The sequence below is a fragment of the Diaphorobacter sp. JS3050 genome, assembly GCF_013154915.1.
GTDB lineage: Bacteria > Pseudomonadota > Gammaproteobacteria > Burkholderiales > Burkholderiaceae_C > Diaphorobacter > Diaphorobacter nitroreducens.
The window spans coordinates 2,463,934-2,475,802 of record NZ_CP053553.1; the positions used below are offsets into that span (position 1 = coordinate 2,463,934).

Sequence of the window (11,869 nt, forward strand, 5' to 3'; positions counted from 1 at the left end):
CCGCATTGCATTAAAAGTCACTGCCAAACGCCAAGTCCACCTTGATGGGCAGGCGCAGCACTTCCACCTTGGTGATGGCATCACGCATCACCAGGTCATAGCGGCGGTGGGGGTCATGCGCACCGGCCAGCACCGTCAAAAACATCGAGCGTTTGCGCTCATCCAGCAGCTGAGAGGTGCTGTCAAACGTCAGTGTCTGCTCGTCGCTGATCGGCGCGTCGCCCTCGCGCAGCGAAACCACCACCGTGCGCGCCAGCACCCGCTCGGACACCGCATCGGTCTGTATGAACTCGAAACGCTGCGAACTGGTCACCATCTTGCCCACATTGCCCAGCACGCTGATGCTGACTGGTCGGGTCTTGGCGTGGTCGGCCTCGCTTTCACGCACTGTAATGACTGGTACCACCACCTCTTGCGGCATGGCGCTGCCGTGCACAAAGCGAGCGCCACCGGCAAAGTGAAAGCGGCTAGCCCCTTTGGGCACCCAGAAATCCAGGCTACCTTCAGGTGTGGTGCCCGCCGTCACCGCCGTATTGCCCGCCCAGGCCTTGGCGGTCGTGCCCAAGTTGCGGCCGATCAGATAGCGCTTCTTGGCCTTGAGCGTGCCTGCGGGCTTGTCTTCCAGCGTCGATTTGTCGGCGCCATCCAGGGGCGACTCCTGGTAGATGAAGCCATGGTCCGCCGTCACCAGCACGGTCGATCCGTTGAGCGAGTTGATGATGAAGCCCAGCAACTGCGACAGCTCCTGCACCGTCTGCGCCGCCGCCTCAAAGGTCTTGGACTCTGAGGCCTGCTTGTCGCCCGTCATGTCAATGCGGTCGTGGTAGATGTAGATGAGCTGGCGGTCACGAACCAGCTCTCGGCCTCTTTCCTTGCCCAGGGCCATCAGGTCTTCGGCCTTGATGGCCATGCCGCCGACGCCCTTCAGGTGCTCATTGCGCTGCTCCAGCGTTGCCACCAGGTGGCCGTCGGCCAGCACATCGAGGTTGGCGCTTTCCTTGTATACAAGTGACTGGTGCGGCAGCAGTGCCGCCATGCCCAGCGCGGTGTAGCTGGGCAGCACACCCAGCATGGCGCCCAGCGACGCCTTGAAGCGGTTTTTGCCATTGGTGAACTGCACCAGTTCGTGTGCCACCTCATAGCGCAAAGCGTCAGAAATCACCACAAACACGCGCTTGGCTCCGCCGCTATACAACGGCTGCACCTCGCGCTCATAAAACGCCTGCTGCGGCGTTACATCAGGGATGACCCAATGCTGCAGCAAGCCCTGGTCGCCTTCCACCACCTTGCCCCAGGCGGCACCCAGCTGCGGTACAAACCAGCCTGAATAAACATTCTCGATGGACGTTCGCAGCTCATGCAGCACCGCCCACCCTGAAGGCTCGACGGCATCCGCTGCCGTGTGAAAGTGGCGGTACAGCTGGTCAAAGCGGTACAGGTGCTCGCGGTACTGGCCAAAGGCCGTTGCTGCATCGGCGAAGCTGAAGCCCGCCGCATGGCTGGCCTTGAGGCTGAAAAAGTCCGCCGCTGCCGTGAGCGCGTCGTAGCAAGCCGCCAGCGCACGGGTGCGCTCGCTGGCACTGGCCAGCAAAGGGTTGGCCCAATGCCCATCACGCCGCCGTGCAATCAAACCATGCACCACGTCCATGTTGGCACCCGCCCCCGCCACGATGCGTTGCTTGAGGTCCTGCACGACCCGCAGCTCCACCTCCTCGAAAGCCATGCATTCGGCCAGTTGTTCTGCGGTGTAGCTGGCCAGCAATTGCGCCAGGTTCAACTCCTGCGCGGTGGCGCAGGCCAGTACGTTGTAGCTGCTGAAAAACGCCAGGTCAGAGCGCCACCGCGCCGCAAACACCGAGGCATTGGCTGCCAGCGCACGGTCGGGCAACACAAAGTGCGCCAACTGGCGCGGTGGCGCACCGTCGAGGTTCCGGCACAGGTCCGTCACCAACACACGCACCAGCAGGTCGCGCAGGCTGGGCTCTGCGTCGGCATAGCCCAGTTGCGAGCGCACCAGTGCCCAGAACGCAGGCGCCAAATCGTTGGCTGCAATGTCTTGCCAGGCCTTGGGCTGCGCAGCCAGGTCGGCCTCGCCATCCACCACCAGTGCTGCAAACAAGCGCTGCAGCATGGCAAACAGCTCTGGCTGGTCGGCACGGGTCAGTACGGCCATCATCTTGCAGTCCAGGTCGCGCGCACCGTCGCCGGGCAGCACCAGGCGCTTGAGGCGCTCCACCCGATCCTTGGCGCGCAGGAACTTGGCCCGCTCTTTCAGATGGTGGCGCAGTGCCTGCGTGGTCAGGCCCAGGTCTTCCAGCAGGATGGACGTGGTGTCGGCCCGAAATGACTTGCTGCGCAGGCGCACGTCCAGCAGCCAGTCTTGCGCAGGCTCCGGCTCGGGCTGGGTGCTGTAGATCAGCCAGCGCCGGCCTGGCGCGCGCTCAATGTCAATTTTCACTTGCAGCGAGGGCGTTTCGTCCAGGCGCACCAGTTGTACGCCGTCAAGTTGCAGGCCATCTACGACGGAGGCGAACTCCGCCTCCACGTCGTGCCAGAACACCACCGGACGTGTGCTGAACAGGCTGGTTAAACTTTCCATTAAACGTTGCTGGCTCATAAATTTCCGTTGTCTGGCTCCTGGATGCTGATCAATCCGGGCCCACTTATTTGGTCAGGCAGCCGCGCTCGGTGGCCTTGGCGAGCACTGGCGCTCTTCGAGGGGGCTGCAGCGGCGGGCATTAGCCGATATCAACCGAGGCAATAGTGCAACAGCCCTTTGCGCAATTTAGCCATCAATAATGCCGCGCCCCTCACGCCGCCTGAGCGCCGCTGACACTTGTGGAAAGCTCTTGACCGGCACTTTATGGCCACAAGCACGGCCGTCGGGCGTAATGCCCAGGCAGATGTACTCGTAGCTGTCCAGCATGCGGCCCCCAGCAGAAGGCTTGGGCATGAGCTTCATGGGGAGCATGTGGGCAGGGCAAACGATCTCTTCGTCTTCTTCATCAAGACTCGCACGCAATCGGCCATGCGCCTTGTTCAGCACATCCGGGCGAGTCCAGATCTCCTCGCGCTGCTTGCGAGATCCATCCAAGTCGGCATCGGGTCGGCGCAACACAGATGTGCGCTCAGCTTCAGGGTCGAGCTTCAGCGTTGGGCATGGCAGCGGGTTGGGCGAAGTGCATTGCCAATAAAAGGTCTGCCGATCCGTCTTGGTATTGAAGCCACCTAGTTGGATACGCATGGCGCCTCCACACTCAGGGCATACCTTTGTTGATAGGATGCCAATTGAAGCCGCTGCCTCGTCGCCTGTCACTGCCGCTGCAATGACATCGCCCTGCGCCTCTCGCAGCTCCTGGGCAGAACGCGCCGCTTTGGCTTCATCCAGTTCGCGCCGCAAACGGTCACGCTCAGCCTCAATCTCACGCAAGCGATCGAGATCGTTCTCCGTGAAGCGCCCATCACGTCGTCTCTTTTCAGCCAACTCTTGCTCTTCATCGGCAAGATCCTTCGCTACGTTGAAATGGCGTTCGGCAACCCCGCGCACCAGTTGCGTGGCAGCCTTACCAAATGACGAGTTATCAATCTCCTCCAGCACGGCCTTCACGGTCTCCCTGACCGCGACCACGGCGCCTTTTAAAAAGGCCTTTGCACCTGCAAAAAGCGAATCAAGCCAAGCCATTCAAAGCCCCTTTAAATGATGGACGCAAGGTAAATTGAGCTACTGCAGGTCTTCAGAGCAGTGCTGCCGAAGGGTGAAAAGAAACGACGTTTCCGCTTTTTTTTGGGCAACCTCATGCTCACCCCACGAATTGGTCAACAGCCAGTTAACCAATTGGAATAGCAGCAACTTGACAGATCAATTTGCGGGAAACACTCTCATCAGCCAAGTCTTCAACGCTTGCAGCTGCGGCGCCGCGTTATCCAGCAGGCCGGGTTTGGCTGCTTGCCACAGCCCATGGTCAGGTTCGGACTGCCATGCCAGCCATGTGGCCACTTCGGCCTTTGAACGCCGCAACGGTTTGAACTTGGGGCCGCCCGGAATTTGATCAATCGAACTCTTGGCGTGCTGCATCAACGCTGCTTCACCAGGATGAAGGTTCAACTGAATCCAGTCTTCCAGCATGCCATCGTCGGCGTTGTTGGGCATCAACCAAGCGCCAAGGTCGTTTAGTCCATCGCTGTGGCCAAAAAGAAAACCCCCAGCTCCAGAGCCAGCCCGCAGGTGATAACCCGCAAGAGTGAGGCGCTGAGTCAATTGGTCCCGCGTGCGTGCAAAGCCTCCGCCGTTAGCGTGTTGGTCTGCATCAACAGCGATAGCCAGCCGCTCAATCTGGCCATCCGCCAATTGGGGCAAATACGTTTTTTCCAGAACATCAAACGCGGCTTGCTTCGTGTCCTTTGCGTGCCCGGCGTCGCGAGGCGTGCGAACTGCAATCGGTTGGACAGACACTCCCCAAAGTTTGCACAGATCTTCAAAAAAACCACGATCGGACTCGCCCTCAACCAAAAGAACATTTTTGGCGCTCATCGCACTTCCACATCCTGCTGAGTAATGTTCTGCAATGCAGCCTCATCAAACACCGTGGCAATCACCCGGCCTTGATCACTGGTGCGCACGCTGCGGCCCAAACGGAACAGCACACCATCGGTCTCTGTGCGCGCAACGGCCACTTTGGTGAAGCTCTCAATGCAATCCCAACTGTGCGTGGTGGCGAAGATTTGAATGTTGTGCCGCTCTGCCACTTCAAACAACAGACCCCACACCTTCTCTTGCACCGAGTAGTGCAAACCGTTTTCAAACTCGTCGATCAGCAAGAAACCACCCTTGGCAGCGAAGAGCTTCAATGCCAGTTGCAGCACACGCAGCATGCCGTCCCCCATGCTGTTGAGCGGAACAGGTCGATCAACCCCTTTCAGCTTCACCATGGCAGTACGAGAAGGCCTTGTCCTCACGCCGGATGGCGAGTAGCCATCAGCACGCACAAAAGTGAGGTTGTCAAAGTCGGGCTCGATGACTAGAAGCGCCTTTTTGACAACTGCTTCCTGCTCGGTGAAAACGATCCGGTCCCACTCGTCCGCCAATTCATCCATTGAAATGAATTGGGTGGGGATAAAACTACAAGGCACTGAAGTCGCGTCGTACGCAGATGATCGACGTGCACCGTTCAGCAACTTGACGGGAGGAAATAACCGCTCCCCCTTGCGCACCAGGATGACCTGCTGCAATTCACCAGGAAACAAATCTGCTTCAAACTTTTGGATGTATCGACGGCGAATCCTGTTGATCAATTCGCCTTCAAGCAACTCGGGCTCGCCGATGCTCTCTTCCATCATGGCATGAGAGATTTGCAAGCGATCATCCTCTGACGTGCCACTGCCAATTTCGATGGCCGTGTCGTCCATAGGAAAGGACCGCCCCGGGAAGAAGTCCTGAAAAGGCAGCAATGATTCAGCATCCAAGGCCTCCGACTCTCGCACTCGATAGCGTTCGTCGTGCTCTTGCGCAATGGCTTCAAGCAATGGCCGCTGTGCGTTGCCCGCATACAGGCGCAGCGCCTCCAGCACCGTGCTCTTGCCCGAGTTGTTCTTGCCTACCATCAAGTTGACGCGCCCCAGCGTGGGCACCTCCAAGTGCTCCAGCGAACGAAAATTTTTGATCAATAAAGAGTCAAGCATGTGGTGTGCTCCTGTAACCGTCGATCTTAGTCATCCCCCGCCCCACCCGTGACCAGTTTCACCCCCTCCAGCAAATCCCCAAACTTCCCATAGTTCACCTTCACCCCATCATCCAGATCCAGGGTGATGCGCATGTCGGCGTAGTGGCGGAGTTGTTCGTCGTAGGCCAGTAGCTCTACGTGCTTCTTCTTGAGCTTTTCCACTTCTTTGGCCAGCTTGTTGCGGGCGGCGGTGCTGCTGGCGGACTCGGCGTCTTTTTGCAGCATCTCGATACGGCTTTGGATTTTGCCGGTGAGGGGTACGACGTATTCGGCGCGCAGGCGGGCGAGTGTGCCCTCGTGGTAGCGGTGCAGATAGACCAGGGCCTGGAAGGCGCCTTGCTTGCCACTGCTGAAGAGCCAGTAGATGGGGCGCTTTTTGTAGGTTTGCAGGTGGTCTTTGAAGAACTTGTCGGCAATGTAGCGGCGGATGGTCTCGTCTGGGGTCTCAGACGCTTTCGTGCCCACGCTCTCGGCCAGCCAGGCCATGTTTTCTTCCAGGGTGTCAGGCCCCCAGACGGCGCGCAGGAATTCGCGGATGCGGCTGGGTGCGTCGTCGGCAAACCAGAGTTCGTCGGTGATGGGGACGATGCCGTCGGCATCTGCGGGGAAGGTGGCGTAGCGGCCAGGATCGAAGCCGACGTTGCCCGCGTGGGCGTAGATCAGACCGGGCTCGTCGAGGCTGTAGCGGCCCATCATGCAGCCGATGGCGTAGGAGATCAGGCGCTGGCTGTCTTTTTCGCGGTCGGCGCGGGCCAGGGTGATTTGGGATTCGGGGACTTCGGGGGTTAGTTCATCTTGAAGGCCGTAGGCGGTGATAAAGATACGATTATTCTCCTCCTCCAATGCTTTCATTTCAGCTAACTTAAGCGAAGAACTATCTTGCCATTTTGCCCACGAGTCCTTTAGATTTCGCTCGGTGCCAAGCATGGTCAATGGCGGCGACTTGAAGTCCCAAGAGGTTTCGAATGCATCCCAGTCCGACCTAGCTAAATTAACCAATCGGCTGACAGTTCCAACCAACTCCTTGGATTGCAATAGGCTCGCGGGTACAGGGAGGCTGGATATGTTGCCAGGCAAGAAATTCAGCGTTGGGTTCAGTGCCTTCAAGAACTCACCTGGAAGCTTTGTACCCAAAAATCCCAAAATTGCCAGCCTTGCGTCGTCTTGTTCAACAAAGGCATTGGCGGAAGCATCATTGAATAGAAATCCCCGAGGCTGCAATCGGACGGAAAAATCTCCCGAAGAAATTTTTGTCCAAGTGATGGCTGGCTCAAAAATCTTATCCAAATTGAAGTTGTGAGCTAACACGCGCTCGCCAGACGAATGGAGTCGTGTTTGAAGTTCGTTGCCGTCATCTTTCCAGTCGACAACAGTTTCATTGTTTCCATACCACCGACGGAAATCCCCACCCTTTGATTGCGGGAACCAACGCCTGCCAGATTGTTTAGCACCGTCGCGATTTAAACCGAATCCAATATTGACAATGCTCACTTCATGCCAAAACCTGATGTATTTGTGATTCTCACCTGTTATCAATCCAATACGGGTTTCAGAATGGTCAGACACTCTTCCAAAATCAGAAAATGCAGATCGACTTTTATCTGAAATCCAATACGCAATTGGACTCCCCGGAATTTTCTTGCAATCATCCGGCTTCGAATTTTTTAGGCGCTCGTTTTGCACAGGGAACGCTTTGGGCTTTTCGTTTTCGCCAATATCCTCATTTTCGCAATAGGAAAAGCTGCCCGCGTAATCCGAGACATGGCGGCGCAGCATTACTGTGGCAGCGGTGCCAAAGGCAATACCCATCACCCCGTTGCCCATATGCACCATGCAAGACAGCGTGCGCTGAGTCAGCAGCTTTTCCCGCATGGCCTCATACGACGACAAAAACATCCAGCTCTGCATCGTCACCATGCTGTTAAAGCCGCTGGGCTTGCACCAGCCAAAGCCACGCTCAATAAACATGGCAAATAGGTCGGCTTTGCTGTCGGGGAAGGTGGCGCGGGCGTAATCCTTCAGCGCGGGGTTCATGCCCTTGCCGCCCATGTATGGCGGATTCGCCACCACCGCATCAAACTGCATCCCCAGCACCAGCGCCTGGCGCACCAAGGGCAGCAGGTCTTTGGCGGCGGCCTGGGCGTAGAGGTCGCCGGTGTGCTCGGTGTTTATCAAAATTGACAGCTGCTCGCGCAAGCTGGGTAAGCGCTGGAGGCCGATTTGTATCAAAGAACCCAAGGTTTTGGCGTGGGCGAAGGTGGTGATCAGCTCGGCGATGGTGGCGCGGAGGCAGCCCTCACCCCCGCCCTCTCTCAGGGGGAGAGGGAGTAAATCCTGTTCGCCCAGGGTCATTTGCGGCTGGGTGGCAGGGAACAGGTCGGGGCTGGCCCAAGCGGCCTCTGCTTGTCGGGTTACGCCCTGCGGGCTAACCCGACCTACGGGGGTCAGCGCGGCGCACAGGGCGTCGGCGTCCAGCCCCGTGCTTTCCTGCAGGCTGAGCACGTTGAGGCGGGGCGGGTTGCTTTCGTCGCTCAACAGGCGGCGGTCATCCGCGCGGGCTTTCATCAGCAGGGCGAAGCCGGCCATTTGGGCGGCACGGTCGTCAATGTCCAGGCCGTACAGGTTCTTTTCCAGGATCAGGCGTGGGATGGCTCTGGGCTGGTAGCCGCGCTCCAGGTAGATGGCTTTGAGCACGTCATAGGCAACTACCAGTATGTGGCCGCTGCCACAGGCGGGGTCCAGCACGGTGATGGATTCGGGGTTGAGCGTGTCGCCATCTTCTCGCACTCGGGTCAGGATGAGGGCATCAAGCTGGGCTTGCACCTCGGGCGTTTGCTCGGCAGGGGTGATGTAGTACGGCCATTCTTTGGCTAACTGTCATGACCCTTGCGGTTCACCCTGGATGATGGAAGACACTGGGGGCGTGCGGGCCAGCGCGGGTAGAGGTCGGTCAATTCTTTGATGGCACTCGACCGCGATCGCTAACTTGACCCGCTGCCGACCACTCGTACCCAGGATTGCCTGCGGGCGTTGCCCAGACCCAGCCGGGTCAGAGCGCGCCTGACAGCCCACATTAAAGAGAGCCGCCGGGCTTGCCCGGCAGGCCGTTGGTCGGCGGCACCTTGGCTGGTCCGCACGCTTGTGATTGTCATTCAAGCTGCAGGAGAGCCGCAATGGATTTGACCCCGATGCACAAGCGCGTCATTGCGCTGGACGTTCACCAGGCCAAGATCACGGCCTGCGCCGTTGTCGAACATGACGATGGCCGGGTAGAGGTCACCAAGCGAGACTTCGGCGCCTTCAAACGCGACCGCCGCGCCTTGGCGCAGTGGGCGCTGGAGATGGCCCCTGAGGTCGTGGTGATGGAGAGCACAGGGGTGTATTGGAAAAGCCCGTTTGCGGCGCTGGAGGCGGTGGGCCTTATTGCTTGGGTGGTCAACGCGCGGCATGTCAAGGCTGTGCCCGGTCGCAAGACCGACATGGCCGATGCACAGTGGCTGGCCACGCTGGCGCGTGCGGGTTTGCTGCGCGCCTCGTTCATTCCACCGGTGCAGATGCGCCAGCTTCGCCTGGTAGCGCGCCAGCGGCAAAAGCTGGTGGGCATGTGCAGCGCCGAGAAGAACCGGCTGCACAAGGTGCTGGTGGACGCGGGCATTCGCATCAACGTGCTGGTGGCCGACATCCACGGACAGAGCGCGCGTGCCATGGTCAAAGCCCTGATCGAGGGACAGCCCATGCACGAGGTGCTGAACCACAAGGGGCGGCTGCGAGCGAGCAGGCAAGAACTGTGCGAGGCCCTGAGCACCGAGCAGTTCAGCGCAGTGCACCGCTTTGTGGCCCAGGAGATCGTGCAGCACATTGAGCAGATCGAGCAGCGCATCGCCCGCATGGACCAGTACCTGCTGCAGGGCCTGCAACCCTGGCAGCCACAGCTCAGGCTGCTGCAGACCCTGCCGGGCATCGACGAGCAGGGGCGGCCATGCTGCTGGTGGAGATTGGTGCGGACATGAGCGTGTTTGGCAGTGCAGAGCGCCTGGCCAGTTGGGTGGGCATCTGCCCAGGCAACAACGAGAGCGCGGGCAAGCGCAAAACCGGGCGCATCCGCAAGGGCAACGCCTGGGTCAGAAGGCTGCTGTGCGAGTTCGCCCAGGCTGCAGCACGAACGCGCTGCGCACTCAAGGCCAAGTTCGACGCGCTGACCATCCGAAAGGGCCACAAGAAGTCAGTGGTGGCGCTGGCCCACAAGATGCTGCGCACCATCTACGCCATGCTCAGCAACGCAAGCCACTACCAGGACAAGGAGGTCGATTACGAGGCGCTGAACGTTCAGCGCAACGCGCCGCGCTGGATCAAAATGCTGCGCAAGCACGGCTTCATCGCCACGCCCGCTGCCGCCTGAGACGCGCTTGCCCGCTGACCATCGGCCTTGGCCAGCCTCAGGTCAGGTGTCGGCACGTCCGGTGGCGGGTGTCTTCCACATTAATGTGCTGTGCGGGTTGGCCATGAGCCACAGGCGGCCCACGCTGTTTTGCACCAGGTATTGCACGATCCAGTTGGGCGTGAAAAGCTGGGTGGCGGCGGGGATGTCTTCGCTTTTGACCACCTTGCCAATGACCTGGTCCTTCTTCTCGCTGATATAGAACTGGTACAGCCAGCCGATGATTTCAACCTCGGCCCAGTCCTCTTCCGGGATCTCTGCCACCAGCTTGGCAATGACGGAGTCGCTGCGCAGCAGGTTGTCGGGCAGCAGCAGCTCGGAGTCGTCGTCAATGCGCTCGAACAAAAAGGGCATGGCGCGGGACAAGGCGTTGCACTGGGCCACCAGCAGCATGCGGTACAGCTCGCCATCGCGGTTGCCAGCGAGTTTGAGTTCGGTGACTTTGGTGGGGTTCAGGCCGGGGAGCTCGCTCGTCAGATCCGTGGCGTGGGTGAGGATGTCTGGCAGACCGCCAGAAGTGCTCGACAGTGCCCGGTGACCGTGGCCCAGGTAGTCGTGCAGCTCCATGTAGCGCAGCGCGGCAAAGCGGTTGAACCAGGTGTAGGCCACGGCTTCCATGGTGTGGGCAAAGCCGTCTTTGCGGATGCGCACGATCAGCTGGTCGCGCTGGCCGCTGACCTTGGCGGGCCAAGCTTGGCCCGCGATGACGGTGACGTCGCCTTGGGTTTGGGCGGGGGCGACCTCCAGCGTGCCAGACTTGTCAGACAGGCCCAGCAAGTTGGCACGGGCGGTGACTGCGGCGATGAAATCTTTACGGGCCTGGGGGGCGTAGGACTTGAGGCTGGACTTGTTCATGTTTTTATGGTCAAAAGTGGCTCTTGCGCTTATCTAGCAAGCGCTAGCAGCTATTATTTTTGAATGCTGTCGAGGCGTGGATGTGCATCACCGATGGAATCGGGGTGGGGTGATGCGGGCCACATGCACCACGGCATGCACTGTGACGACGCACTGGTCTTCGTTCTGGTCGAAATAGACGATGTAGTTTTCGTGCGCGACGAGTTCATGCGCCCCGTTGACCCGTGTGCTGGTGCGGCGGGGAAAGTTGGGGTCGGCCAGGTGGTCCGCTTGCCCGTCGATCAAAAGCCACATGTCTATGGCTGCGCTGGCGTTGTCCTGCGCGATCCAGGCTTCAATGGCGTCGAGGTCTTGCCGGTATTCGGGCCGCCGTTCCACGCGGTAGGCGGCGCACGTCATTGCGGCTGCCGGGCCTGCAATGCTTGTTGTTGGGCCAGTTTTTCAGCGCGGATGCTTTGCCATTCGTCGGGCGTGATGGCGGGCTGCGTGCTGTCGCGGCTGGCCTGCACTTTGGCGCGCACCCAGCGGTCGTACTCGGCAGCGTGGGCAAGTGCCTGGGCACGGTCGGGGCGGCTGCGTTTGTGCTCGGGTGCCTGATCCGGCTGCCAATTTTCCAAGCCTTCGAGCACGATGCGGCGCACGCCCAGTTTGTGCAGCAGCTTCAAGGCGGCGTCGGTGGTGCCAAACAGCCGTGCCTGCGTGCCTCGCGCCTGCACCAGTGAAGCCTCGCCGGTGAGGGTGGTCACCTTCACAGCAAACTGCGAGCCCACAGGCTCCAGTGCCACCGACTGCACGGCCCCATGGGCAAAGGCGGCCTGAAATTGGGTTTGGGTGAGGGTTTGCATGGCGTAGCGTG

7 protein-coding genes and 2 pseudogenes are annotated in these 11,869 nt (G+C 59.7%); 1 reads left to right on the forward strand and 8 read right to left on the reverse strand.

Features of this window, described 5'->3' with window-relative positions; translation table 11 throughout:
* Positions 1-10: 10 nt before the first annotated feature.
* The 5 genes and pseudogenes from pglZ to pglX form a co-directional block, all read right to left on the reverse strand.
* Positions 11-2,599, reverse strand: a complete 2,589-nt coding sequence (pglZ, locus tag HND92_RS11805) for a BREX-1 system phosphatase PglZ type A (RefSeq protein ID WP_253940017.1) — start codon at positions 2,597-2,599, stop codon at positions 11-13.
* 186 nt (positions 2,600-2,785) lie between these two features.
* Positions 2,786-3,682 carry a hypothetical protein gene (locus tag HND92_RS11810; RefSeq protein ID WP_172207159.1) on the reverse strand — a complete coding sequence of 299 codons (897 nt, stop codon included), beginning with the start codon at positions 3,680-3,682 and terminating at the stop codon, positions 2,786-2,788.
* 177 nt (positions 3,683-3,859) lie between these two features.
* Entirely contained in the window at positions 3,860-4,531 is a 672-nt protein-coding gene (locus HND92_RS11815) for a DUF3226 domain-containing protein (RefSeq protein WP_172207161.1), read from the reverse strand.
* Complete coding sequence (locus tag HND92_RS11820; protein WP_172207163.1) at positions 4,528-5,679, reverse strand: ATP/GTP-binding protein; 1,152 nt, start codon at positions 5,677-5,679, stop codon at positions 4,528-4,530. The genes HND92_RS11815 and HND92_RS11820 overlap by 4 nt, the downstream gene beginning before the upstream one ends.
* A 26-nt stretch (positions 5,680-5,705) precedes the next feature.
* Positions 5,706-8,585: pseudogene (gene pglX / locus HND92_RS11825) on the reverse strand (BREX-1 system adenine-specific DNA-methyltransferase PglX); the annotation flags it as partial.
* 308 nt (positions 8,586-8,893) lie between these two features.
* Here pglX and HND92_RS11830 point away from each other — a divergent pair.
* Positions 8,894-10,119: pseudogene (locus HND92_RS11830) on the forward strand (IS110-like element ISAisp4 family transposase).
* A gap of 42 nt (positions 10,120-10,161) precedes the next feature.
* Here the strand turns inward: HND92_RS11830 and HND92_RS11835 are convergent.
* The 3 genes from HND92_RS11835 to HND92_RS11845 all read right to left on the reverse strand — a co-directional run bounded on the left by HND92_RS11835 (position 10,162) and on the right by HND92_RS11845 (position 11,858).
* The gene (locus HND92_RS11835; RefSeq protein ID WP_253940019.1) at positions 10,162-11,013 is read right to left on the reverse strand and encodes a BREX-1 system adenine-specific DNA-methyltransferase PglX; all 852 of its coding nucleotides are present in this window, start codon (positions 11,011-11,013) and stop codon (positions 10,162-10,164) included.
* An 87-nt stretch (positions 11,014-11,100) separates the two neighbouring features.
* Positions 11,101-11,412: a type II toxin-antitoxin system RelE/ParE family toxin gene (locus tag HND92_RS11840; RefSeq protein ID WP_172207164.1), complete on the reverse strand. Its 312-nt coding sequence runs from the start codon at positions 11,410-11,412 to the stop codon at positions 11,101-11,103.
* A complete protein-coding gene (locus tag HND92_RS11845) occupies positions 11,409-11,858 on the reverse strand; it encodes a hypothetical protein (RefSeq protein ID WP_172207166.1) in 450 nt (149 codons plus the stop codon). Before HND92_RS11845 ends, HND92_RS11840 begins: the two co-directional genes overlap by 4 nt.
* Between the last annotated feature and the right edge of the window lie 11 nt (positions 11,859-11,869).